Annotated in this window: 24 protein-coding genes; 4 read left to right on the forward strand and 20 right to left on the reverse strand. The window is 65.1% G+C overall.

Translation table 11 applies throughout. The features are described from left to right. Positions 1–4: 4 nt before the first annotated feature. The gene (locus ACFRAU_RS05740) at positions 5–1777 is read right to left on the reverse strand and encodes a hypothetical protein (RefSeq protein WP_377999162.1); all 1773 of its coding nucleotides are present in this window, start codon (positions 1775–1777) and stop codon (positions 5–7) included. Positions 1778–1970: 193 nt separating this feature from the next. Between ACFRAU_RS05740 and ACFRAU_RS05745 the strand changes: the two genes are divergently transcribed. Then, positions 1971–3338 (forward strand): AI-2E family transporter, encoded by a 1368-nt coding sequence (locus ACFRAU_RS05745; RefSeq protein ID WP_377999163.1) that lies wholly within the window; start codon positions 1971–1973, stop codon positions 3336–3338. On the opposite strand, the gene ACFRAU_RS05750 is transcribed toward ACFRAU_RS05745, so the two are convergent. Both ACFRAU_RS05750 and ACFRAU_RS05755 read right to left on the reverse strand, forming a co-directional pair. Beyond that, complete coding sequence (locus ACFRAU_RS05750) at positions 3335–4135, reverse strand: alpha/beta hydrolase (RefSeq protein WP_377995163.1); 801 nt, start codon at positions 4133–4135, stop codon at positions 3335–3337. The two genes, ACFRAU_RS05745 and ACFRAU_RS05750, sit on opposite strands and share 4 nt — an antisense overlap. 52 nt (positions 4136–4187) lie before the next feature. After that, positions 4188–4544: an ATP/GTP-binding protein gene (locus ACFRAU_RS05755; protein WP_377995164.1), complete on the reverse strand. Its 357-nt coding sequence runs from the start codon at positions 4542–4544 to the stop codon at positions 4188–4190. A gap of 153 nt (positions 4545–4697) precedes the next feature. On the opposite strand from ACFRAU_RS05755, the gene nucS reads away from it, so the two are divergent. Next, entirely contained in the window at positions 4698–5393 is a 696-nt protein-coding gene (gene nucS, locus ACFRAU_RS05760) for an endonuclease NucS (RefSeq protein ID WP_377995165.1), read from the forward strand. Positions 5394–5687: 294 nt separating this feature from the next. Beyond that, positions 5688–5891, forward strand: a complete 204-nt coding sequence (locus ACFRAU_RS05765; RefSeq protein ID WP_003804766.1) for a cold-shock protein — start codon at positions 5688–5690, stop codon at positions 5889–5891. Positions 5892–6010: 119 nt separating this feature from the next. Here ACFRAU_RS05765 and ACFRAU_RS05770 read toward each other — a convergent pair whose 3' ends face one another. From ACFRAU_RS05770 to ACFRAU_RS05825, 12 genes are all read right to left on the reverse strand, one after another. Further along, on the reverse strand, positions 6011–6442 hold the full coding sequence (locus ACFRAU_RS05770; protein ID WP_377995166.1) for a DUF2550 domain-containing protein: 432 nt from the start codon (positions 6440–6442) through the stop codon (positions 6011–6013). Positions 6443–6452: 10 nt separating this feature from the next. Continuing rightward, entirely contained in the window at positions 6453–6737 is a 285-nt protein-coding gene (locus ACFRAU_RS05775) for a F0F1 ATP synthase subunit epsilon (RefSeq protein WP_377999164.1), read from the reverse strand. A 1-nt stretch (position 6738) separates the two neighbouring features. Continuing rightward, the gene (atpD, locus tag ACFRAU_RS05780; RefSeq protein ID WP_377995167.1) at positions 6739–8193 is read right to left on the reverse strand and encodes a F0F1 ATP synthase subunit beta; all 1455 of its coding nucleotides are present in this window, start codon (positions 8191–8193) and stop codon (positions 6739–6741) included. An 80-nt stretch (positions 8194–8273) separates the two neighbouring features. Then, a complete protein-coding gene (locus ACFRAU_RS05785) occupies positions 8274–9164 on the reverse strand; it encodes a F0F1 ATP synthase subunit gamma (RefSeq protein WP_377995168.1) in 891 nt (296 codons plus the stop codon). A gap of 76 nt (positions 9165–9240) precedes the next feature. Continuing rightward, on the reverse strand, positions 9241–10878 hold the full coding sequence (gene atpA, locus ACFRAU_RS05790) for a F0F1 ATP synthase subunit alpha (protein WP_377995194.1): 1638 nt from the start codon (positions 10876–10878) through the stop codon (positions 9241–9243). A gap of 83 nt (positions 10879–10961) precedes the next feature. Beyond that, positions 10962–11789 carry a F0F1 ATP synthase subunit delta gene (locus tag ACFRAU_RS05795; RefSeq protein WP_377995169.1) on the reverse strand — a complete coding sequence of 276 codons (828 nt, stop codon included), beginning with the start codon at positions 11787–11789 and terminating at the stop codon, positions 10962–10964. Next, positions 11789–12340, reverse strand: coding sequence for a F0F1 ATP synthase subunit B (locus ACFRAU_RS05800; RefSeq protein WP_377995170.1), 552 nt, complete (start codon positions 12338–12340; stop codon positions 11789–11791). Before ACFRAU_RS05800 ends, ACFRAU_RS05795 begins: the two co-directional genes overlap by 1 nt. Positions 12341–12393: 53 nt before the next feature. After that, entirely contained in the window at positions 12394–12612 is a 219-nt protein-coding gene (gene atpE / locus ACFRAU_RS05805; protein WP_003804776.1) for an ATP synthase F0 subunit C, read from the reverse strand. Between the two features lie 78 nt (positions 12613–12690). After that, on the reverse strand, positions 12691–13491 hold the full coding sequence (gene atpB, locus ACFRAU_RS05810) for a F0F1 ATP synthase subunit A (protein WP_102972065.1): 801 nt from the start codon (positions 13489–13491) through the stop codon (positions 12691–12693). 81 nt (positions 13492–13572) lie between these two features. Then, positions 13573–13911: a hypothetical protein gene (locus ACFRAU_RS05815; RefSeq protein WP_377999165.1), complete on the reverse strand. Its 339-nt coding sequence runs from the start codon at positions 13909–13911 to the stop codon at positions 13573–13575. Then, positions 13904–14389 carry a hypothetical protein gene (locus ACFRAU_RS05820; protein ID WP_377999166.1) on the reverse strand — a complete coding sequence of 162 codons (486 nt, stop codon included), beginning with the start codon at positions 14387–14389 and terminating at the stop codon, positions 13904–13906. Before ACFRAU_RS05820 ends, ACFRAU_RS05815 begins: the two co-directional genes overlap by 8 nt. Before the next feature lie 89 nt (positions 14390–14478). After that, positions 14479–15606, reverse strand: a complete 1128-nt coding sequence (locus tag ACFRAU_RS05825) for an MraY family glycosyltransferase (RefSeq protein WP_377995173.1) — start codon at positions 15604–15606, stop codon at positions 14479–14481. 295 nt (positions 15607–15901) lie between these two features. On the opposite strand from ACFRAU_RS05825, the gene ACFRAU_RS05830 reads away from it, so the two are divergent. Beyond that, complete coding sequence (locus ACFRAU_RS05830; protein WP_377999167.1) at positions 15902–16798, forward strand: glycosyltransferase; 897 nt, start codon at positions 15902–15904, stop codon at positions 16796–16798. 17 nt (positions 16799–16815) lie between these two features. Here ACFRAU_RS05830 and ACFRAU_RS05835 read toward each other — a convergent pair whose 3' ends face one another. From ACFRAU_RS05835 to rho, 5 genes are all read right to left on the reverse strand, one after another. Then, positions 16816–17601 (reverse strand): WecB/TagA/CpsF family glycosyltransferase, encoded by a 786-nt coding sequence (locus tag ACFRAU_RS05835; protein ID WP_377995175.1) that lies wholly within the window; start codon positions 17599–17601, stop codon positions 16816–16818. Continuing rightward, entirely contained in the window at positions 17598–18404 is an 807-nt protein-coding gene (locus ACFRAU_RS05840; RefSeq protein ID WP_377999168.1) for an L-threonylcarbamoyladenylate synthase, read from the reverse strand. Before ACFRAU_RS05840 ends, ACFRAU_RS05835 begins: the two co-directional genes overlap by 4 nt. A gap of 15 nt (positions 18405–18419) precedes the next feature. Next, positions 18420–19334 (reverse strand): peptide chain release factor N(5)-glutamine methyltransferase, encoded by a 915-nt coding sequence (prmC, locus tag ACFRAU_RS05845; protein WP_377999169.1) that lies wholly within the window; start codon positions 19332–19334, stop codon positions 18420–18422. Positions 19335–19349: 15 nt separating this feature from the next. Then, positions 19350–20423, reverse strand: a complete 1074-nt coding sequence (gene prfA / locus ACFRAU_RS05850; protein ID WP_377995178.1) for a peptide chain release factor 1 — start codon at positions 20421–20423, stop codon at positions 19350–19352. A gap of 230 nt (positions 20424–20653) precedes the next feature. Then, the gene (rho, locus tag ACFRAU_RS05855; RefSeq protein WP_377999170.1) at positions 20654–22807 is read right to left on the reverse strand and encodes a transcription termination factor Rho; all 2154 of its coding nucleotides are present in this window, start codon (positions 22805–22807) and stop codon (positions 20654–20656) included. Positions 22808–22920: the final 113 nt, after the last annotated feature.

A 22920-nucleotide genomic window follows, 5' to 3' on the forward strand; every position in this document is an offset into this window, starting at 1 on the left:
TTCCCTACTTGAAGCTGGCGCCAACCAGTCCGCGCGTGGCGGCCACGAGCTTCATCGGATCCTTCGAGTCGGCCGGCGGCACGTACACGGCCACGGATTCGGCGAACTTCAGCACCATGCCGGTGTTGGTCTCCTTGCCACCGGCGAGGACGGCCGCATCGTTGCCGATGGAGAGCTTGTCGCCTTCGGCCTTGGGAGTGCCGTCGAAGTTGAAGGTCAGCCGGCCAAGGACCAGGGCCCCGCCGTCCTCCGTCCGGAACACCACCGTGTTCTCCGGAACAACCTTGTGCGTAAAGGCAAACTTGCCGTCCACGCCGTCCTTCACAATGTCGGCCTGGTAGGACAGCGTGTCCGCGATGTACGGGGACGATTCGCCTTCCACCAGCTTGCCCTTGAACGTGGAATTGGACTTGGTCAGCCGGTCCGCCAGTCCTGCGAGCGCTTCCTGCCCGCTGTAGAGCAGCCCCGACTTGTCGCCTGCGGCCAGCGACTCCGTGCCGCCGCGCACGATCGCCGGGAAGGTGGTGCCGGGCTGCAGCGGCGACGTGCCCACGAGCTTGTAGTTCTCCCGCGGGGACGACTGCACGAGTGTGAGCAGCTGCGGCACTACATTGCCTTCACCCTGCGTGACGGCCAGGACGGAGCGCGGCCACTCGCGCTTGTCCGTGACCACCGTGGTCAGGAGCTTGGTGGACCGCACGGGCATGCGGGCGTCGTAGGAGGCCACCCGCGACCTGATCTTGTAGTTCTGGGTGCGGACCTCAAGCTCCGTCCCGGCAACGCGGGCAGCAAGCTTCTTGGCGTCCTTCGCGGCGTCGCCGGCGTCGGTGGCGCTGGCTACCTGTTCCAGGATGCGGCGGAACTGGGCATCAAGAACCACCGGCGTGCCGCCGGCCCCGGACGATGCGCTGGCCGTGGGGGCGGCGGACGTCGACACCGGGGCAGACGAAGTGCTGGCCTGCGCGGCCGCTGCGGTGCCGGCGAGGACAACGGCCGTGGTGGCCGCAACCACCACGCTGAGCCGTGCGGAGGAGGAGCGTTCAGCGGCCTTGGCTGCGGCCTTGGCGCGGGCCCGCCGCGCGAACGCGCTGCCCAGCTTGCCGCTGCCCTTGCCCGCGGATCCCTTGTCGCCGGACCCATTGCCGGAAGCCCCGCCGTCGCGGGGCGCCCCGCGCTTGGGCTTGAGGACCAGCAATGCCCCGCCGGCAAGGATCAGGAGCCCGCCGAGGACCATCAGCGGCACGGCCCACGGCATGGAGGTGTCATTGGGGAACGTCATGGAAATGGACGACGGCGCGGGCTTCTTTCCGTCCGCTGCGAGCAGAAGGGACCAGTCGCCGTCGGCCGGGGCGGACCACGTGTAGTCCAGCTCGCCACTGGCGTTCTCGGTGCTGACCCAGAGGTCGGATCCGGCCGGCGAAGGCGCGCTTGCTTCGCCGTCGGTGTGTTTCACCTGCAGCGACTTCTTGTCGTCGGAAACTCCGGTGACCGTGTTGTGTGCGGTCTTGCCCACCCAGGCGTCGACGTCATCCGGGCGTCCTGCCGCGAGCAGGAAGCTGCCCTCGCCCTTCACCTTGATGGTGACCGTCCCACCTTCGACGGTGCGCAGCTTCTGGTCGATCACGGTCAGGGGCGCGGCTTCGGCGGCGGAAGCCGTTGCCGTCACTGTCTCGGCAGGGGCCCAGAAGGTCTTCTGCCCGATGCCGGCCAGCAGTGTCAGGAGGCCGAGCAGCACAAGTGCAACTGCAGTCTTGAAACGCAAAGGAATACCTATCATCAGCGGGGGGTTCAACTTCAATAGTAACCGTTTTGTTACCAATAGGCCGGATCGAGGGGTTCAGGGGCCCGGCTGCCACTCCGGTGAAACGCCGCCCGCCCGGCTATTCACAAGGCTGCTGATAGTGTTTGCGATGATCATCACACCCGGCCCGCAGCCGCGGCGCCACGGAGCGCAAAGGCATCAAAAAGCAGTGACTGAACACACGGATCCGTCCATGCGCGGCCCCGAAGATCTGCCCGACGCCGACTCCCCCCAGGGCCTGCCGGCACCAGCGGACACTGCTGCACGGAACGCGGCAGGACACGGCGCCGCGGCGCAGTCCACGCCGCCGCAGAAGCCCGTCAAGACGAAGGGCCGTCCCGCAGCCCTGGGCGCGGTGTTGAGGCGGCTGCGCCAGCCAATCCCCGGCGCCCAGCCAAGGCTCCGGTTCGAGTTCCCGCCGGAGCACCCGGACAGCGGCGGGGCAGAAGATGCCGGAGAAACCGCGGACAGCACACGTTTCGGTTCCCCCGGTCCCCGTATCTCGGCCCAGCACCCGCTGTATCTGGGGTTCATGGGCACCGTCGGTGTGGGCCTGGCCCTGCTCGTCTACTGGATCGGGTCCCACACCACCCAGCTCCTGCTCTGGATCGTTGCTGCGCTGTTCATCGCCCTCGGCCTGGACCCGGTGGTGCGGTGGCTGGAAGGCCGGAAGATACCCCGGCCCGCGGGCATCCTCGTGTCGGTGTCCGTCCTCATGATCGCGGTGGTCGGGTTCTTCGCCACCCTCATCCCCACGATCGTGGAACAGGTGACCGAGCTTGTGCAGCAGGCACCCGTGTGGGTGCGGGACTTCATCAACTCGGATTTCTTCCGGACCCTCGACAACCAGTTCGGCGTCCGCGACCGCATCACCGAGGAGCTGGACAAGTTCGTCAAGAACCCCGAGGCCATGAGCGGCATCTTCGGCGGCGTGCTTGGCTTCGGATCAACGGTGGCCAACGGCCTCTTCGGCACGCTGATCGTGCTGGTGCTCAGCCTGTACTTCCTCGCCGCGCTGCCCGCAATGAAGAGGTGGGGCTACCGGCTGGCGCCGCGGTCCCGCCGGCACCGCGTCGAGGCGCTGTCCGAGGAAATCACCCGTTCGGTGGGCAACTACGTCATCGGCCAGGCAGTGGTCGCCCTCCTGAATGCCACCTTCGCCTTCATCGTCATGTCCATCATCGGCGTGCCGTTCGCCGTGCTGCTGACCTTCATCGTGGCGCTGCTGGCCTTCATTCCGCTCGTTGGCGGGCTGATCGCCGGCGTGGTGGTCATCCTGATCACCCTGACGCTCGGCTGGCAGTCCGCCCTGGCCTACGCCATCTGCTACTTCGCCTACCTGCAGTTCGAGGCGTACTTCATCTCGCCGCGCATCATGCAGAAGGCTGTTGCGGTGCCGGGCGCCGTCGCCGTCATTTCGGTGATCGCGGGAGGCAGCCTGCTCGGCGTCCTCGGGGCACTCATTGCCATCCCGACGGCCGCCGCCACCCTCCTGCTCATCAAGGAGATCTACATCGTCCGCCAGGATAAGCACTAGACGCTTGCGGTGGCCACCGGTCCGTCCCACTCCAGCGGGAGGCCCGCGGTCCCTGAGCCGTCGCGCGTGACGTCGTCCACGATCTCGTTCAGCACCCGCGCGGCCTGCTTCTCCCCCACCCAGAGGTGCTTGGCGCCGTCGACCCCCACCACCCTGGCCTGAGGCACAAGGCTGAACCGCGCCTCCGCGGCGGCGGGCCTGAGGTAATCGTCGTGCTCCGGCACCAGGACGGTCAGCGGCTTGCCGGCGTCCGCCCACAGCAACAGGTGCTCGTCAGTGGCGCGGTGCAGCGGCGGGGACAGCAGAACGGCGCCCTCCACCTGGGAGACCACCGGTTCCACGGCGCCGTACATCAGCGCGAGCTCGGTTCCGAAGGACCAGCCCACGAGCCAGCGGTTGGGCAGCCCGCGCTCGACGGCGAAGCGCACCGCCGCCTCCACGTCGTACCGCTCGCCGACGCCTTCCTCGAACGTTCCGTCGCTGGTTCCGCGGGGCGAGGATGTTCCCCGGGTGTTGAAGCGCAGCACGGCCACCCCGGCCAGCGCCGGCAGCCGGTAGGAGGCCTTGCGGTACACGTGGGAATCCATGAATCCGCCGTGCGTGGGCAGCGGGTGCAGAGTGATCAGCGTCGCGGTGACCGGACCCGATTCCGGCAGGGCCAGTTCGCCCACCAGCGTGTGGCCGTCCTCAGTGCGGATTTCGACGTTTTCGCGCCGGGCGGGAAGCACCGTGGAGGCGCGGATCGCGGTGGCTGCTGAAGGCTGGCTGAAAACGTACGACGCCGGGTCAAAAGTCATGCGCACCAGCTTATCTTCCGGCCGGGTTGGCCCCGACACGGGTCACCTTGCGTTACCGGTACCGGAAGTTGCGGGACGTCCAGCAGTTGGTGTGCCAGTGGCGCCGTTCGGCCAGACCCGCGGCAGCTCCGAACAGGTGGTCATCCGCCCAGACCACAAGGTGGGCGATTCCGGGCAATACCGCCGTGGAGCAACCCGGGCAGATGTAGGTCTTTTCGGCGTTGCGGGCTGTCATGGTCCGTACCATCCAGTCGCCGTCCGGCGCACTTTCCCGGCGGGCTATCCCGGCGCGGGCCCGCTCCAGGTCCAGTTCCGGGGCGGGACCTGCGCCGTGCTTTCCTCCGCCCGGGGCGCTGCCGGCCGCGCCGCGCCCGGTCTTGGGTTTGCGGGGACGGTTGGAGCGGGGCATGCCTCCATTCTGCCCTAGCCGGTGCCCCTGCCCGGCCCAGCATGACACCGTGCCACGCCAGGTCTACTGCAGGCGGCCGGCAGACACTGCTTGGCAGACACTGCCTGGCGGGCACTGCAGGGAAGGCGCTGCGGAGAAGGTATGGTGTAGGGCGTGCGTCTCGTCATAGCCCGTTGCTCCGTTGATTATGTTGGCCGGCTCAAAGCCCATCTCCCCCTCGCCACCCGGCTCCTGCTGGTGAAGGCCGACGGTTCCGTGCTGGTGCACTCCGACGGCGGCTCCTACAAGCCCCTGAACTGGATGAGCCCGCCCGCCGTTCTCCGCGTTACCTCCCCGGAAGAGGCCGACGTCGAAGTGGGCGTCGTCGAACAGTGGACCGTGCAGTCGGCCAAGACGGACGACAGGCTCATCATCAACATCCATGAACAGATCCACGACAGCTCCCACGAACTGGGCCAGGACCCCGGCCTGATCAAGGACGGCGTCGAGGCCGACCTGCAGCGCCTCCTCGCCGACCAGATCGAAACCCTCGGCGAGGGGTTCTCGCTGATCCGGCGGGAGTACTTCACAGCCATCGGTCCCGTGGACATCCTGGCCCGTGACGCCGGCGGTGCAACGGTGGCCATCGAACTGAAGCGCCGCGGGGACATCGACGGCGTGGAGCAGCTGACGCGGTACCTTGAGCTGCTCAACCGGGATCCCCTGCTGGCACCGGTGCGGGGCATCTTCGCCGCCCAGCAGATCAAACCGCAGGCCAGGGTGCTGGCAACGGACCGCGGCATTGACTGCGTGACCCTGGATTACGACGCGATGCGGGGCGTCGACGACATCGAATCCCGGCTTTTCTGACCGTCACCTTCTGCCTGCCGCAGCCGTGGCCAAGGGGTGATCAGGCGTTTACTCCGGATTTGCCCAAAATTTGCCGGAATTCGCGTTTTGCCCGTTGACCAGACGGTTTGCCCATGAAATTCTTGTATCAGTCTTTGTGTAGGTGTTTTCATGCTCGCAAGACATGTTGCGAGCGCGAAGCTCCTGCAAAGCAATTCCGGTTGTCGGGGGTGCAGGCCAGGATTCTTCTCGCGGAGTAACCAAGACCAGTACGAGGTGTGCTGGCCTTAAAAGTTCCATACTGAGGAGAAATAAATGGCACAGGGAACCGTCAAGTGGTTCAACGCTGAAAAGGGCTTCGGCTTCATCACCCCGGACGACTCCGATGGCGATGTCTTCGTTCACTACTCCGAGATCCAGACCGGCGGCTTCAAGACCCTCGACGAGAACCAGCGCGTTCAGTTCGAAATCGGCCAGGGTGCCAAGGGCCCCCAGGCTACGGGCGTAACCGTCGTCTAATTAGTCTCAAAGCAAATGATCCTCGGCATTCGTGCCGGGGATCATTTTTTGTCACTAATATTTTCAGATCTTGAAACATTCACGGTTGCCCAGCGGGACCTGGACTTACAGTGCAAACTTCAGCGCCAGGTCCCCACACCGATGACCGGCCCGGCTTCGAGCCACGAGGACAAACCGGTGTATGCATCGAACTTCATGGCCAGGAAGACGTCCTGGCCCTCGTAGCGAAGCTCCACGATCACGACGTCGGGCTGCACCTTGACCAGCTCCGCCTCCGTGGGCTGGCGCCGGCCAAGCAGCTCCAGCGAGCTCCGCTTGAAGCGGTGGCGGGGCCGGACGCTCAGCGACAGGAGTTTGAACCACTCAAGCTCATTGTCCTGATAACGACAAACCCCCATCCGCCAGCTCTTTCCAGCCGTACAAATGGAGGCGTCCACCGTGCCCAGGGCGCGCCGCAGGTTGAAGCGGCGCACCCCAAACAGGCACAGCGTAAAAATCAGCACCGCAAACACGGTTGCTATGGCGATGAACGGAAAAGAAGTAACGTCCATCAGGGTTGTGCTATCGGATCCCCGCAGTGGCCGCTTCACCCAGCTGGGCGTTGTCAGCAACAATTACCACCCGGTTGTTGTCGACGGAGAAGAACCCGCCGTCAACGTCTACGGCAATGCGGTCGCCGGAAACCGGCTCGATCGCCAGCTGACCCTCGGCCAAAATCGCCAGCACGGGCGAGTGGCCGGGCAGGATTCCGATTTCACCATCGCTGGTGCGGGCCTTGACCATCTTGGCCGCCCCGGACCACACGAAGTGGTCCGCTGCGACAATCTCAACCTCAAGCTCAGCCATACTACTTGGTCTGTTCCTGAATCTTGGCCCACTGGCGCTCGACGTCGTCCAGGCCGCCGACGTTGAAGAACGCCTGCTCTGCAACGTGGTCAAGTTCGCCGTCGCAGATGGCCGAGAAGCCTTCCACGGTGTCCTTGATGGAAACGGTGGAACCCTCAACGCCGGTGAACTGCTTGGCGGTGTAGGTGTTCTGGGAGAGGAACTGCTGGATGCGGCGTGCACGCGACACGACAATCTTGTCCTCTTCAGACAGTTCGTCAACGCCGAGGATGGCGATGATGTCCTGCAGTTCCTTGTTCTTCTGCAGGATCTGCTTCACACGGACAGCCGTGTTGTAGTGATCCTTGCCGATGTACTGCGGGTCCAGGATTCGGGACGTCGACGTCAGCGGGTCCACGGCCGGGTACAGGCCACGGGAGGCAATTTCACGGGAGAGTTCCGTGGTCGCATCCAGGTGCGCGAAGGTCGTGGCCGGTGCCGGGTCGGTGTAGTCATCTGCGGGGACGTAGATGGCCTGCATCGAGGTGATGGAGTGGCCCTTGGTGGACGTAATGCGCTCCTGCAGGAGGCCCATCTCGTCGGCAAGGTTCGGCTGGTAACCCACGGCCGAAGGCATGCGGCCGAGGAGGGTGGAAACCTCGGACCCTGCCTGCGTGAAACGGAAGATGTTGTCGATGAAGAGCAGCACGTCCTGGTTCTGCACATCGCGGAAGTACTCCGCCATGGTCAGAGCGGACAGGGCCACGCGCAGACGCGTTCCCGGCGGCTCATCCATCTGGCCGAACACAAGAGCGGTGTCCTTGAGGACGCCTGCCTCTTCCATTTCAACCCAGAGGTCGTTGCCCTCACGGGTACGCTCGCCGACACCGGCGAACACGGAAGTACCACCGAAGTTGCGGGCAACACGGGTGATCATTTCCTGGATCAGAACGGTCTTGCCCACGCCGGCGCCGCCGAACAGGCCGATCTTTCCACCCTTGATGTACGGGGTGAGGAGGTCGATGACCTTGATGCCCGTTTCGAGCATTTCGGTGGAACCCTCGAGGGACGCGAAGGCCGGGGCCTTGCGGTGGATCGGCCAGTAGTCCGAAGCCTGGATTTCGGACTCGTCGACGTCCAGCGGCTTGCCGAGAACGTTGAAGATGTGGCCCTTGACGCCGTCGCCAACAGGCACGGAGATCGGGGAACCGCTGTCCACCACGGACGTGCCGCGGACCAGGCCGTCGGTTGCCTGCAGGGAGATAGCGCGGACGAGGTTGTCACCCAGGTGCTGGGAGGTCTCGAACGTGATGGTCTTGGTCTCACCGTTGAGAGTGATCTCGGTGGTGAGTGCGTTGTAAATCGAGGGGATTGCGTCAGCCGGGAATTCGACGTCGACAACCGGGCCAATGACACGTGCGATACGGCCGGTGGCACCGGACGTTGCGGCTACGTGTTCGGTAGCGGTGGCAGTCATCTCTCTCACTTCACTCGTAGATGGCGTGGGGTTAAGTTTATCTGGTGGTGCAGGTCTGGCTGATCCGAGACCCCGACCGGTTAGGACGCGAGTGCGTCGGCGCCGGCCACGATTTCGGACAGCTCCTGCGTAATCTCTGCCTGGCGGGCGGTGTTGCGCAGACGCGTGTACTTCTTGATGAGATCCGTGGCGTTGTCGCCGGCGGATTTCATCGCCCGCTGGCGTGCAGCAAGCTCAGAAGCCGCTGCCTGCAGCATGGCCGCGAAAATGCGGGATTCGATGTAGCGCGGCAGCAGTGCGTTGAGCACCTGTTCCGGCTCCGGTTCGAACTCGTACAGCGGCAACAGTTCAGCTTCGGAAGTCGCCTGCTCTTCCACAACTTCGAGCGGAAGAAGGCGGATGACGGTCGGCTCCTGGGTCACCATGGACTTGAAGCGGGTGTACACAACGTGGATCTCGTCCACGCCACCCTCTTCGAAATCGACAGCGAAGTCCTCAAGCAGAGCCGCGCCGATTTCCTGTGCCGTGGCGAACTCAGGTGCGTCGGTGTTGCCGGTCCAGACGCGCCCGTAGGGGCGGTTCCGGAAATCGAAGTAAGCCTGCGCCTTGCGGCCCACCAGGTACGTCTTGACATCCTTGCCTTCGGCACGGAGCAGTTCGTTCAGGCCTTCGGCCTGCTTGAGCACGCTGGCGGAGTACGAGCCTGCGAGGCCGCGGTCCGAGGTGATCACCAGGACAGCGGCCCGGCGAATGCTCGTCGGCTCGGTAGTCAGGGGGTGGTCGATTTCGCTCTGGCTTGCGACGGCAGAAACGGCACGCGTGATCGCGTTCGCGTAAGGCAGTGAAGCTGCTACGCGTGCGCGGGCCTTGCCGATGCGCGAGGTAGCGATCAGTTCCATCGCCTTGAAGATCTTGCGCATCGACGTCGTCGAGCTGATCTTCTGACGGTAGACCCGAATCTGGGCTCCCATACTTATCCTTTCCTAAGATCCCGATGGCCGGGACTGCCGGACCCCCGAGGGGTTCCGGCAGTCCCTGCCAGCGAAACTAGCGCTTCTGCCTGACGATTTTTTCCTGGTCGACCTGGCCCTCGGAGATAGCTTCATGCTCCTCGTGGCCGGCGCCTACCAGTTGGTTGTCGCCTTCGCCGAAGAAGCCCTTCTTGAAGTTGACAATCGCGTCCTTCAGCGCTGCTGCGGTGTCATCATCCAGGACGTTGGTCTGAGCCAGCGTGGTGAGGATGGAGGACTTGTGCTTCAGGTGCTCAAGGAACTCGCCCTCGAAGCGGCGGATGTCCTCGACGGGAACGTCGTCCAGGTGACCCTGGGTTCCTGCCCAGATGGACACGACCTGGTCCTCGACCGGGAACGGCGAGTACTGGCCCTGCTTCAGCAGTTCCATCAGGCGTGCGCCACGGGTCAGCTGCTGGCGGGAAGCCGCATCCAGGTCAGATGCGAACATCGCGAACGCCTGCATGTCGCGGTACTGGGCAAGGTCCAGCTTCAAAGTACCGGAGACCTTCTTCATGGACTTGACCTGTGCGGCACCGCCAACGCGGGACACCGAGACACCCACGTCAACAGCGGGGCGCTGGTTGGCGTTGAAGAGGTCCGACTGCAGGAAGATCTGACCATCGGTAATGGAGATCACGTTGGTCGGGATGTAGGCGGAAACGTCGTTTGCCTTGGTTTCGATGAGCGGCAGGCCGGTCATCGAGCCGGCACCGAGCTCGTCGGAAAGCTTGGCGCAACGCTCCAGGAGGCGGGAGTGCAGGTAGAACACGTCGCCCGGGTAGGCTTCGCGTCCCGGCGGGCGGCGGAGCAGCAGCGAAACTGCACGGTAGGCCTCGGCCTGCTTGGAGAGGTCATCGAACACGATGAGGACGTGCTTGCCGCCGTACATCCAGTGCTGGCCGATGGCGGACCCGGCGTAGGGAGCCAGGTACTTGAAGCCGGCGGGGTCGGAAGCCGGGGAGGCAACGATCGTGGTGTATTCCAGTGCGCCGTTGTCTTCCAGCGTCTGGCGGATCGCCGCGATGGTGGACGCCTTCTGGCCGATTGCCACATACACGCAGCGGACCTGCTTGGTCACGTCGCCGGAAGCCCAGTTGGCCTTCTGGTTGATGATCGTGTCGATGGCAATGGCGGACTTGCCGGTCTGGCGGTCGCCGATGATCAGCTGGCGCTGGCCACGGCCGATCGGAATCATGGCGTCGATGGCCTTGAGACCGGTCTGCATCGGCTCGTGCACCGACTTGCGCTGGGTCACGCCGGGAGCCTGGAGCTCCAGTGCGCGGGTGGTTTCGGCTTTGATCTCGCCGAGGTCATCGATGGGCACGCCCAGCGGGTCAACGACGCGGCCGAGGAAGGCATCGCCGACCGGTACGGACAGCACCTGTCCGGTGCGGTGCACTTCCTGGCCTTCTTCGATTCCGGTGAAGTCACCGAGGACGATGACACCGATCTCGCGGACGTCGAGGTTCTGGGCCAGGCCCAGGGTGCCGTCTTCGAAGCGAAGCAGCTCGTTCGCCATGACCGAGGGAAGGCCCTCAACACGGGCGATGCCGTCGCTTGCGGTGGTCACACGGCCGACCTCTACGCGCTCTGCGTTTCCGGGTTCGTAGGACGCCGCGAATTCGTTCAACGCATTACGGACGTCGTCGGCGTTGATGGTCAATTCGGCCATCTGCAGTCCCTGCTCTCCTGTATTCGTGATCATCGTTGCTCACGATGACCGGGGTTTCTATCAGTTGTGTTGTGCTTGTCCGGCTAGCCGGCCAGCTGGCGCTGGAGATCGTTCAGGCGGGTGAAGACCGAAGCGTCAAGCACTTCGTCCCCCACCTGCACCCGGATGCCGCCGATCAGCGTGGGGTCAGCCTTGACGTTGACCTTCAGTTCCCGTCCGTAGAGGGAGTTCAGTCCCTGCTGCAGACGGTTTGCCTGCGCCTCCGTCAGGGGACGCGTAACGCTGACCGTCGCGATCCAGCGCTGCTGGCGCTTGGCGGCGAGCTCGGCGAAACGGCTCACGAGCCTGGTTGCCTTGATGCCACGGGGCTGCGTGACTGCCTGTCCGACGAGGACCTTTGCTTCCTCACTTGCGGAAGGAACCAGCCTTTCGGCAAGGACAGTCTTTGCTGCCGCGCTGGCCTGCGGTTCAGACAGGGCGCGCTGCACGTCGTGGTTGGCAGCCACGGCCTGGTTGAAGGAGAAAAGATCGTTCTCCAGCTCCTCCAGGCCGGTGATACCGGAGGCAGAAACGGCCGACTTGTTTTCAGCAACGGCGATGACCACCGTTGCGGCAAGCGTCTCGAGTGCATCGCCGATGTCTCGCGCCGATGCCCAGCGTGAGCTGGCCAGACCGGCTGCGATGTCCACGGCTTCGGCGGAAGCTTTTCCGCCGAAGAGCTGCTTGATCAACGCCGACTTTTCCTCACCGCTGCGGGAGGGGTCAGTCAGGGCGCGGCGCAAGCCGGCCGAGCTGTCTACCGCTCCCAGGATCCCGAAAAGTTCCTTTGCCAACTGCAGCGATGCAAACGGAAGCTTTGGCTCCAGCTCGGTCAGCGCCTTGGTCAGCGATTCGCTCGATACACCTGCCATTACTTAGCTACACCTGCGTTCTGGGTCTCCAGATCGGCCAGGAAGCGGTCAACAACCCGTGCTGCGCGCGCGTCGTCCTCGAGGGTTTCCCCAACGATCCGGCCCGCAAGCGTGGTGGCAAGGGTGCCCACCTCCGAACGCAGCGACACAACGGCCGCCTGGCGCTCGGATTCGATCTGTGCGTGTGCCTGGGCGGTGATCCGCGCAGACTCGGCGCCAGCCTTCTCCTTCAGTTCCGCAAGGATCTGGGCGCCTTCGGCACGTGCTTCCTCGCGGATCCGGTTGGCCTCCGCACGGGCATCAGTGAGCTGCTGCTTGTACTCTTCGAGTGCGGCAGAAGCCTCAGCCTGGGCCTTCTCAGCCTTGGCGATGCCGCCTTCGATGGCCTCGGCACGCTCTGCGAACGTCTTCTCGAACATCGGGACAACGAACTTGACCACGATGAAAAAGAGGACAGCAAAGCCGGCGAGGACGACGCCCATTTCCCAGACGTTGGGCACGAGCGGGTTGGTCGCCCCTTCAGTGGCGGCTGAGATGATCAGCTGATTCATGTTTCACCCGTCCTTATCTACTCGGTTCTGAATGTTCGCTAGGTTCTGAAGGTTTACTTGAGAACGAAAGCGAAGACCAGGCCCAGGATGGCGAGGGCTTCAGTCAGCGCAAGGCCGAGGAATGCGATCGGCTGCAGGACGCGCTGGGCTTCCGGCTGACGTGCCACACCGTTGATGTAGGCGGCGAACACGAGACCCACACCGATACCACCGCCGATGGCCGAGAGGCCGTAGCCGATGAGGTTGAGGGAGCCGTTGATGGAGCCTTCCATTTTTCTTCCTTTCAAGATGCCATGTATATGGCAGGTTGTTTGGGTTGCTTCATCCCCGCGAGGGGAAGTTTGAGGTGCCTAGTGGCTGTCGGCGTGGAGTGCGCCTTCGATGTAGATCGCAGTCAGCAGTGTGAACACGTACGCCTGCAGCGCCATGATCAGCGCTTCCAGCATGTACATGGCAATCGCGCCGGCAAGAACCAGCACAGAAGTGCCCTTGAGGAGGACGTTCTCCTGCATGACGAGGTATTCGATGCCGGAGCCGGCAATCATGACGATGAGGTGACCGGCCAGCATGGTGGCGAAGAGACGCAGGCTGTGCGTGACCGGACGGACCAGGAAGTTGGAGATGATCTCGATCGGAATGACGATCGGGAGGATGTAGACCGGGACACCGGAGGGAACGGTGGCGAGCTTGAAGTAGCGCAGGCCGTTCTTCTTGATGCCAATGCCGATCCAGGTGACGTACACGATGGCTGCCAGCACGTAGGCGCCGCCGACGTGCGAGAAGCTCGGGAGCTGGATCACCGGGATGGCGCCGTAGATGTTGTTCACCAGGATGAAGAAGAACAGGCTGAACAGCAGCGGGACGTACTTGATGAAGTCCCTGCCACCGATGATGTCCTTGGCGATGCTGTTACGGACGAAGCCGTAGGCGGCTTCACCAGCGAACTGCAGCTTGCCGGGGACGAGCTGCTGCTTCCGCGCAGCGAGCACAAAGAATGTGGCGATAATGACGACGGACAGGATAACCAGCAGCATCTGCTTGGAGAATCCGTCTGCCGCACCCCACGGCAGGATTGCCGGCAGGTGCATTTCTTCAATTCCGGGAGGTGTGAACTCTCCTGAATTTTGGGCCGGGAGCGCAAGCGCGATCAACGCGTTTCCTCTCTGCAGTGTCCATCGTTGGGCGTTGGTCGGGTTCCGGCGCGCGTCATGCTTGCCCTCCCCCTCGTGAAATTATTTGGCATTACTGTTCCCGTCCTCCGACGGGCCGCTGGCTGCACCGTTCCCGCCAGTTGGTTTCCTTGAACTGGTGAGGCCGTGCATATGGGACAGATAGAACCCTCCCGCAGCTCCAAGCAGAGCGCCTACGAGCACAATCCAGCGGGTTCCCCACAGATAATCCAGTCCCCAGCCTATCAAACTCCAGACGATGATTCCGCCAATAACGTAGCTAAAGACGGCCATTCCAGCGTTGTAACCGCCGTCGGAATTCTCGCCGGGTACGGCGGCAGGACCGGGGGTCGGCTCGGGTGCCCCGGGCTCGTTTTTACCCGGGTGGCTGCGCTTAGACATCGGTGGCGCCCCTGTCCTGCTCTGGGTCATTGAAGATCTGCAGCCGGGCCTTGCTGAAACCGTAGATCTCGGCTGCCTGCCATGTGACCACGGCCACGACGGCGCCAATGACGAACCAGCGGCCGTGCAGCCAGCCGGGGGCACCGACGGCGAACAGGACCACGGCGAAGCCGATGACCTTGACGAAGTACGTCGCCACGAACAGTCCGACGGCACCTGAGGGGTTGTTACGTCCCACGAAGTGTCCGATCAGGAGGCTGATCGCGAAGAACACGACCACCAGCAGGCCACCGAGGCTGCTGGACAGAACACCGGTCCAGCCGTTCAGGAGGGCAGCCACCACGCCGGTCAGGACCAGGGCGCCGCCAGCTGCTGCAGAACTGAGTCCAAGCAGACCGAGCCAGAGCGACCGTGTGGGCCCGGAGACGCCAACGAATCCTTTGCCGGACGCAGGTCCGGGCTCGGTGTTGGAGGTCATGCGAACCCAATCTTCGGGGCAGGGTGGAGTGGTGCAGGAAAGACCTGCACCTGAATTCTACACGAGATAGAAAATTTCCGAAAAGCGCGTTACTCGGGTGCCTGGCCCATGCCGGCGCTCTCCCCGCGGCGGCTCAGGTACGGCCAGGCCGTGACCAGGCCCATGATGAGTGTGGCAGCGATCATTGCTGCCAGCACAATTTGCCAAGGGTAGACGGCAAAGGCGAGGCCGCCGAAGGACAGCACCGCTGCCCACAAGTACAGGAGCATGACCGCGGTGCGGTGGGAGTAACCGATGTCCATGAGCTTGTGGTGCAGATGTCCGCGGTCCGCGGACCACGGTGAACGGCCGACGGCGGTGCGCCGCACCACCGCGAGACACAGGTCCAGGAGGGGCAGGAACAGCACCGCAAACGGCAGCAGGATGGGGATGATCGTGGGGATACCGTTGACGCGGTCATAAAGCCCCGACGTGATCTGCCCGGTAGAGACCACACCGGCTGAGGCCATCAGCAGGCCTATCAGCATCGCGCCGGAATCGCCCATGAAGATCTTTGAGGGAAACCAGTTGTGCGGCAGGAAGCCCAGGCAGCTCCCCACGAGGACTGCCGTCAGCAGTGTGGCGAGGTCGGAACGGTCCAGGATCGGCGCATTCCGGTGGACCCAATAGGCGGTGAGGAAGAACGCCGACCCGCCGATGATGGCCACCCCGGCCGCCAGCCCGTCCAGCCCGTCGATGAAGTTGAACGCGTTCATCGTGACGACGATGAGGCCGGTGGTGAGGGCGATGTTGACCGGGTCCGACTCGAAGCGGATCGGCTCCGGAACGAACGGAATGATGGTCATCCGGACACCCCAGACGGCCACCACGAGCGCGGCGCAAGCCTGCCCGATCAGCTTGACCCACCAGCGAAGGTCCAGGAGGTCGTCCGCCACTCCCACCAGCACGATGACGGCGGCACCCGCCACCACACCCCACGGAGAGCCGTTGTTCCGGAAGATGTCCTTGACGAAGAAGGACTGGCTTGCGATCGCCAGCGCCACCAGCACGCCGGCGAAGATTCCCAGCCCGCCGAGCCGCGAGACCGGGCTGGAATGCATGTCCCTGCTGCGGATCGGGGCGAAAAGCTCAAGCCGGTTGCCGATCAGGCGCGCACCCCACGTTGCCCCGTAGGAGACGACGGCCGCTGTCAGCATCATGGACAGGTACATGATCATGGCGCGGCCACCGTTCCCGGGGCGCGGCGAGTGCTGCCATGCTGCAGGCTATTCGGATGCGGATTCGGGGTCAGGCCGGGCGGACCATGCGGGTTCGTTAGGTGTGGATCTGACGTGCAATAAATGAAACTTCTCCGTCGCCATGCGCACAGACAGGCAGTGCATAGTGCCTGACGGGGCTGTATTACAGTGGACTCTAGTCAAGATACTAACGCCAACGGGTACATCGCTTCGCGTCACACGGCCTTACGCCGGCGGGAAACTTGCCGGCGGCTGTGCTGAAAGGATCCCCGCAATGCCAGTGTCGGTCGCAGTTGCCGCCGTGACGTTTGACCGTCCCCATGAGCTCGCCGTCCTGCTGAAAGCCATCAATGGGCAGACGGCTTCCGTGTCCACAATCTGCCTCGTTGACAGCGGCACAGTGCCGGCAAAGGACGTCGCGGCCCAGCATGCAAATGTGGACTACATCCGTTCGGAAGCCAACCTGGGCGGCGCCGGCGGCTTCTCCCTCGCGGCCCTTAAGGCGGTGGCCAGCGGCGCCGACTGGGTCTGGATGATGGACGACGACGCCGAACCGGCGGACGCCGGGTGCCTGGCCACTCTGATCCGGGAAGCGGAGGCGCGCGACCTGGAGGCTGTTGTGCCCCTGGTGGTGGCTCCGGGGCACCCCGACCAGCTCTCCTTCTTCTTCAGGCTGGACGGAAAGGTCTCGCATGACCGGGCCGCGCTGGAAAAGGTGGGGTTCCTGCCGAACGACGGCCATTTCTTCAACGGCGCCCTCATCCGCTCCGACGTGTTCTTCAAGGTAGGGCTGCCGGACATGCGCCTCTTCATCCGCGGCGACGAGGTGGACTTCACCATCCGGCTGCGCAAGGCGGGCATCCGGTTCGGCACCGTCACCACGGCGGCGATCATGCACCCGCACGCGTTTTCCGAAACGAAGCACGTGTTTGGTGCCCGCTGGCACGTCATCGTCCCGGAGGGCGCCTTCAAGAGGTACTACTACTACCGCAACCGCGGCTACCTCATTCGCCGCCACTTCCGGGTGAAGTCGCTGGTGGCCGATGTGGGCGGCTACCTCGGCTACTTCCTCCGCCGGGGCGATCTCCGCGGGCTGGCGGACTGGTTCCGGGCGTTCTCCACGGGGCTCCGCGGCAAGGGATTTGGCCCGCTGAAGGACCAGAAGTTCTGACGTAGGCGGGGTTCTTTCTAGCCCTGTCCGCGCAGCCGGCGCCGCAGCAGCAGCCCCAGCAGGACCCACGGTTCGCCAAATACCCGGTACGCCACGCGGCGCGGATGCAGCAGCAGCCGCCAGGCCCACTCCAGGCCCAGCCGGCCCAGCCAGCGGGGCGCCAGCTTCTGGATGCCGGCGATCTGCTCAATGGCTCCTCCGACGGCGCAGTACACGGCGGGCGGAAGCGAGGGCAGGCGGCGCCACAGGACCTCCTCCTGCAGCGGCATGCCCAGGCCGATCAGCACCAGCTGCGGCTGGACTTCGGCCAGCCACGCGGCGGCCTTCTCTTCCAGGTCCGGGTCCCAGCCCTCCCCAGGCATTCCGAAGACAGTGGCGCCCGGCACGATGGCCTGCAGCTTCGCCACGGCCTTGGCGTTGGCAGTCGCCCCGGCGCCAAGGACGGCGATGCGGTGGAGTCCGCCCAAGCGGCCCAGCGCCGGAATCCAGTCCGTTGACCCGAGCCGGTAGTCCATGACGGGCCGCGTGCCGGGGCCCGCCTTCTCCCCGCCGGTCTTTTGCCGGCCTCTCCCCCACAGCCAGAGGACGGGCGCGCCGTCGAGAAGGACAACGTCGCTGTTCTCGTAGAACTTCCTGAACCCGGGTTCGGAGTGGAAAAGCGTCACGCTGTGCAGATTGTGTCCGACGACGGTCCTGGTGGTGCCCTCAGCCACGAATCCGTTGAGGACTGCGGTCAGTCCGTCGACGTCCAAGGGCGTGGCATCCACTCCGAGGACCGGTATGGCTTGCCTCTGCAGCGTCATTCGGCGCTTGCAGGCTTTTCGCCGGCGTCGGAGTGCACAGGATCTTCTGCGCCGTCTTCCGGCGCAGCGTCCCCTGCTGCAGTGTCCTCATCGGCGGCCGCGGTGGCCTCGGCCGCGGTGACCTCAGCTTCATCCGCAGCGTTGCCGTTGATGTCGAGGACTCCGGGAACCACTTCCCGCAGCCGCTCGATGCTGATGGCCCCCTCACGGACAACGCGCAGCGGCAGCGATGTGGCATCCACGATGGTGGACGGCCGGGCGTCGGTTCCCTCGACCGGCCGGAAGCCGCCTTCAAGGTAGACCTCCACGGACTCCGCGAGCTGGGTGCGTGCTTCGAAGGCTGTCTGTGCGGGCGCCTGGCCGGTCCGGTTCGCCGAGGATACGGCGAGGGGTCCGGTGACGGTCAGCAGGTCGATCGCCACCTCGTCGTCCGGAATTCGAAGGGCAACGGTCCCCTTGGTCTCGCCCAGGTCCCAGTCGAGGGACGGCTGAGCGTGGAAAATCAGGGTCAGCCCGCCGGGCCAGAAGGCCTCGGCCAGGTCCCGGGCATCCGGGTACACATCGGTGGCCAGCCCGTCGAGCGCGTTCAGGCGCGGAATCAGGACCGGCGGCGGCATGTTCCGGCCGCGGCCCTTGGAGACCAGCAGCATGGTGACGGCCTGCGGGGAAAAGGCATCGGCGGCGATTCCGTAGACGGTGTCCGTGGGAAGGACAATGCACTTCTTCTCGAGGATCGCCCGCCGTGCGTGGGCGATCCCGGCGGTCCGCTCGTCGTCGGCCGTGCAGTTGTACGTAGTGGTCACTGCCTCATTCTTTCATTACTCCGCGGGCGGGAAAGCAAGGACGGCGCTGGTGGCGCGTTCCTTGCCATTAAGGTCAAAGTGCGTGGTGACGTCGGTCCAGAGCCCGGTCCGCTTCAGCATCGACGATATCCAGCCGGCCTGGACCTCGGCGTGTTCCATCACGAAGTAGCCGCCGGGAACCAGAAGCCGCGCCGCCGAGGCGGCGGCCGCCGTCGGCAGTTCCATGCCGTCCGCTCCCCCGCCGTAGAGCGCTTCCGGCGGGTCGTGGAGCGCCACTTCCGGTTCGTTGGGAATGGCCTCGGCGGGGATGTACGGCGGGTTGGAAACCACGACGTCGAACGTTCCGTTGAGCTCCGGCAGAGCGTTCCGCAGGTCCCCCAGCAGCAGGGTGACCCCCAGCGGCCGGAGGTTCTTCGCGGCCCAGGCGTGCGCGAACTCGCTGAACTCGACCGCAAAAACCTCGGCCTCGGGCACCTCGTGCGCGATTGATCCGGCGATGGCACCGGATCCGGTGCCCAGGTCCACTACCTTGGGGCGGACAACGCCTGTGCGTTCCAGTGCGCGCAGCCGGTCGATGACCAGCTGCACCACGGACTCGGTTTCCGGGCGGGGAATGAAGACACCGGGTCCAACCGCGAGCTGGAGGTAGCGGAAGTGCGCCACGCCGGTGATGTGCTGGAGCGGAATCCGGGTGGCGCGCTCGGCAACAAGTTCGGCGTAGCCTGGCGGAGCGGGGGCATCACCGAGCATCATGGCCCGCAGCCGGCCCAGCCCGACGCCCAGCAAATGGTCGGCCAACAATTCGGCGTCCACGCGGGGGCTGGGTACGCCAGCCTCGGTAAGGCGCTCTGTCGCCTCCCGGACGGCGTCCGCCAGGGACTGGGCAGGCGGACTGTGCTCTGGCGCCGCCGGGGTTTGCTCGGACGTCATGTGATCCCGGGATTCCTAGTCGCCGATGGCGTCCAGCCGCGCCTGCTCGTCCATCTCGATGGCGGACTGGATGACCGGCTCGAGGTCCCCGTTCATGACCTGGTCAAGGTTGTAGGCCTTGTAGCCCGTGCGGTGGTCGGCGATCCGGTTTTCCGGGTAGTTGTACGTGCGGATCCGCTCGGACCGGTCCATGGTGCGGATCTGCGACTTCCGCTGCTCGGAGTTGGCGGCGTCGATCTGCTCCTGCTGGTGGGCCAGGATGCGGGCACGGAGGACGCGCATGCCGGCTTCCCGGTTCTGCAGCTGGGACTTCTCGTTCTGCATGGCCACGACGATTCCGGTGGGAAGGTGCGTGATGCGGACGGCGGAGTCGGTGGTGTTGACGGACTGGCCGCCGGGGCCCGAGGACCGGTACACGTCGATTTTGAGGTCGTTCTGGTTGATCTCGAGCTCTTCGGGCTCGTCAACCTCGGGCAGGACAAGAACACCTGCGGCCGATGTGTGGATGCGGCCCTGCGATTCGGTCACGGGCACACGCTGGACGCGGTGCACACCGCCCTCGAACTTGAGCCGCGCGTAGACGCCCTCGGCGGGATCGTTGGAGCTGCCCTTGACGGCCACCTGGACGTCCTTGTAGCCGCCGAGGTCGGACTCGGTGGAGGAGATGATCTCAGTCTTCCAGCCCCGCGATTCCGCGTAGCGGGTGTACATGCGCAGCAGATCGCCGGCGAACAGGGCAGCCTCGTCGCCGCCTTCACCGCCCTTGACCTCAAGGATCACGTTGCGCGCATCGTCCGGGTCACGGGGAATCAGCAGCCGCGTCAACCGCGCCGCAGCGGTCTCCAGGGCTTCCTCGAGTTCGGGCACCTCGGCAGCAAAGTCAGGGTCCTCGGCAGCCATCTCCCTGGCAGCGGTGAGGTCATCCTGCAGCGCGTGCCACTTGTGGTACGCGTCCACGATGCCGTTCAGCTGCGCCGACCGCCGCCCCAGCTTCCGCGCCAGCTTCTGGTCAGCATAAACAGCCGGATCCCCCAACTGCGCCTGGATGGAATCATGCTCATCCAACAGGCCCTGTACGGACTCAAACATTTTCAAAACCTCTTTCGACTCTTACAAGTCTAGTGATGCGGCGGCGTTAGGTGAGGGGACAGCATGGCGTTCGGCTTTTTGCCGCCCCGGGAGTGGCATCGGGCCTGCCGGAGCGTGGTGGCCAAGTCCGTCAGGACATGGCCACCACGCGGAGGGGCGGGGGCGGCAAAAACCGAACGACAAAGGGTGGGGCCCGCGAAAACTACGCGACGGCCCCACCCCTAGCTCAGCTACTTGTCGTTATCCGACTTCGCACCAAGCGTCGTCTTCTGGACCTGCATGAGGAACTCGACGTTGCTTCCGGTCTCTCGGATCTTGTTGGTCAGGAGTTCCAGGCTCTGCTGGGTCTCGAGGCCGGAGAGGACGCGGCGCAGCTTCCACATGATCTTGACCTCTTCGGCCGAGAGCAGGTTTTCTTCGCGGCGGGTGCCGGAGGCGTTGACGTCCACGGCGGGGAAGATGCGCTTGTCAGCCAGCTGGCGGGACAGGCGGAGCTCCATGTTGCCGGTGCCCTTGAACTCTTCGAAGATGACCTCGTCCATCTTGGATCCGGTCTCCACGAGGGCGGTTGCCAGGATGGTCAGCGAGCCGCCGTTTTCGATGTTGCGGGCAGCACCGAAGAAACGCTTCGGCGGGTACAGCGCTGCGGAGTCCACACCACCGGACAGGATGCGGCCGGAGGCCGGGGCTGCCAGGTTGTAGGCGCGGCCCAGACGGGTCATGGAGTCAAGGAGCACCACGACGTCCATTCCCATTTCCACGAGGCGCTTGGCGCGTTCGATGGAGAGCTCGGCCACGGTGGTGTGGTCGTCGGCGGGACGGTCGAAGGTGGAGGCAATGACCTCGCCCTTCACGGTGCGCTGCATGTCCGTGACTTCTTCGGGACGTTCGTCAACCAGCACCATCATGAGGTGGACCTCAGGGTTGTTGGTGGTGATCGCGTTGGCGATGGACTGCAGGATAAGCGTCTTGCCGGCCTTGGGCGGGGAGACGATCAGGCCACGCTGGCCCTTGCCGATCGGGGCGACCAGGTCGATGACTCGGGGGCCGATCTTCTTGGGGTCGGTCTCGAGGCGCAGGCGCTCGGACGGGTACAGCGGGACGAGCTTGGCGAACTCCACGCGGTCCTTGAGGTCCTCGGCGGTCTTGCCGTTCACCGAGGTGACGCGGACCAGCGCGTTGAACTTCTGGCGGGCGGACTGCTGGCCGCGGTCCTCGCCGTCGCGCGGAGCGCGGATGGCGCCAACAACGGCGTCGCCCTTGCGCAGGTTGTACTTCTTGACCTGGGCCAGGGAGACGTACACGTCGTTCGGGCCCGGGAGGTAACCGGACGTACGGATGAACGCGTAGTTTTCCAGGACATCCAGGATGCCCGCCACCGGCAGCAGCACGTCGTCGTCGGTGACCTCGACGTCGTCGACGTCGGGCCCCTGGCTGCGTCCCCGGCGTCGGTCGTTGCGGTCACGGAAGCGGTCGTTGCGCGAGGAGTTGTCGCGGCTGTCCGAACGCTCGTTGCGGTCGTTCCGGTCGCGGCGGTTCCGCCGGTTGCGGCGGCTGCCGCCGTCGTCGTCGGCGTCGCGGTTGTCGTCACGGCGGGTGTCGTCACGGCGGGTGTCGCGTCCGCCGGCTTCGCCGGCGTCGCGGCCACCACGGCCGCGGGTGTCGCGGCGTTCGCGCTGTCCGGCTTCGCCTTCGGGGGCCTGTTCGCGGGTCTCAGCACCGCGGGTCTCAGCTCCGCGTGCTTCCGTGCCGCGTGATTCCGTGCCGCGTGCCTCCGGGGCAGCTTCGGCGGGAGCGGCGGGTGCCTCAGCGGGTGCCGCTGCGGCAGCTTCGCCACGGCGGCGGTTGCGGGTGCGCGGCTGGCGGCGTTCCGCGCCTTCTGCCTCGGCACCACCCTCGGCCGGAGCGGCGGCGGGAGCCTCGGCAGCGGCCGGTGCTTCTGCCGGCGCGGCCGCCGGAGCCTCAGCGGCCGTTTCCGCCGCAGTTGCGGCGACAATGCCATCGCTCACTGCCCGGCGGCTGCGGCCACGGCCACGTGCACGGGTTTCCTGCGCCGGAGCCTCGGCTGCTTCTGCGGCCGGGGCTGCTGCGGCGGTTTCGGCAGCGGGGGCAGCCGGGCTGGTTGCAGCAGCCTTGGCGGCGGTCCGTGCCGGTGCCTTGGTGACGGTGGCGGACGTGCCTGCACGGTGCGCGGAAATGGCCGTCACCAGGTCGCCCTTGCGCATGCGGGATCCGCCGGAGATACCGAGCTGGCTGGCAAGCGCCTGCAGCTGGGCGAGCTTCAGGCCGGCAAGGCCGCTGCTCTTGGCGGGAGCTTCCGTCAACGATCCGGAAGCAGAAGATGGTGTGTCCACAGCTGGCGACAGCTCAGTGGTTTCGGTCACGAAGGATCCTTCCCCCTCGACGGCGTCCAGACTGTGAGCTGGACGCGATGATTGGATCTGGGCTGCAGTTCAGATCTGCAGCCGGGATGTCGGCCTTGCCGGTTGGAGTTCGG

The sequence above is a fragment of the Arthrobacter sp. NPDC056691 genome (assembly GCF_042791415.1).
In the GTDB taxonomy this organism is placed as follows: Bacteria; Actinomycetota; Actinomycetes; order Actinomycetales; family Micrococcaceae; genus Arthrobacter.

What these genes read in the sequence shown, in the direction of transcription:
- prfA (WP_377995178.1), bottom strand. Translation starts at nt 20,423, where the DNA reads ATGTTTGAGTCCGTACAGGGCCTGTTGGATGAGCATGATTCCATCCAG.
- ACFRAU_RS05800 (WP_377995170.1), bottom strand. Translation starts at nt 12,340, where the DNA reads ATGAATCAGCTGATCATCTCAGCCGCCACTGAAGGGGCGACCAACCCG.
- ACFRAU_RS05765 (WP_003804766.1), top strand. Translation starts at nt 5,688, where the DNA reads ATGGCACAGGGAACCGTCAAGTGGTTCAACGCTGAAAAGGGCTTCGGC.
- prmC (WP_377999169.1), bottom strand. Translation starts at nt 19,334, where the DNA reads ATGACGTCCGAGCAAACCCCGGCGGCGCCAGAGCACAGTCCGCCTGCC.
- atpD (WP_377995167.1), bottom strand. Translation starts at nt 8,193, where the DNA reads ATGACTGCCACCGCTACCGAACACGTAGCCGCAACGTCCGGTGCCACC.
- ACFRAU_RS05770 (WP_377995166.1), bottom strand. Translation starts at nt 6,442, where the DNA reads ATGGACGTTACTTCTTTTCCGTTCATCGCCATAGCAACCGTGTTTGCG.
- ACFRAU_RS05825 (WP_377995173.1), bottom strand. Translation starts at nt 15,606, where the DNA reads ATGATCATGTACCTGTCCATGATGCTGACAGCGGCCGTCGTCTCCTAC.
- ACFRAU_RS05795 (WP_377995169.1), bottom strand. Translation starts at nt 11,789, where the DNA reads ATGGCAGGTGTATCGAGCGAATCGCTGACCAAGGCGCTGACCGAGCTG.
- ACFRAU_RS05755 (WP_377995164.1), bottom strand. Translation starts at nt 4,544, where the DNA reads ATGCCCCGCTCCAACCGTCCCCGCAAACCCAAGACCGGGCGCGGCGCG.
- atpE (WP_003804776.1), bottom strand. Translation starts at nt 12,612, where the DNA reads ATGGAAGGCTCCATCAACGGCTCCCTCAACCTCATCGGCTACGGCCTC.
- ACFRAU_RS05815 (WP_377999165.1), bottom strand. Translation starts at nt 13,911, where the DNA reads ATGTCTAAGCGCAGCCACCCGGGTAAAAACGAGCCCGGGGCACCCGAG.
- ACFRAU_RS05785 (WP_377995168.1), bottom strand. Translation starts at nt 9,164, where the DNA reads ATGGGAGCCCAGATTCGGGTCTACCGTCAGAAGATCAGCTCGACGACG.
- ACFRAU_RS05820 (WP_377999166.1), bottom strand. Translation starts at nt 14,389, where the DNA reads ATGACCTCCAACACCGAGCCCGGACCTGCGTCCGGCAAAGGATTCGTT.
- ACFRAU_RS05750 (WP_377995163.1), bottom strand. Translation starts at nt 4,135, where the DNA reads ATGACTTTTGACCCGGCGTCGTACGTTTTCAGCCAGCCTTCAGCAGCC.
- ACFRAU_RS05835 (WP_377995175.1), bottom strand. Translation starts at nt 17,601, where the DNA reads ATGACGCTGCAGAGGCAAGCCATACCGGTCCTCGGAGTGGATGCCACG.
- ACFRAU_RS05830 (WP_377999167.1), top strand. Translation starts at nt 15,902, where the DNA reads ATGCCAGTGTCGGTCGCAGTTGCCGCCGTGACGTTTGACCGTCCCCAT.
- atpA (WP_377995194.1), bottom strand. Translation starts at nt 10,878, where the DNA reads ATGGCCGAATTGACCATCAACGCCGACGACGTCCGTAATGCGTTGAAC.
- ACFRAU_RS05775 (WP_377999164.1), bottom strand. Translation starts at nt 6,737, where the DNA reads ATGGCTGAGCTTGAGGTTGAGATTGTCGCAGCGGACCACTTCGTGTGG.
- ACFRAU_RS05740 (WP_377999162.1), bottom strand. Translation starts at nt 1,777, where the DNA reads ATGATAGGTATTCCTTTGCGTTTCAAGACTGCAGTTGCACTTGTGCTG.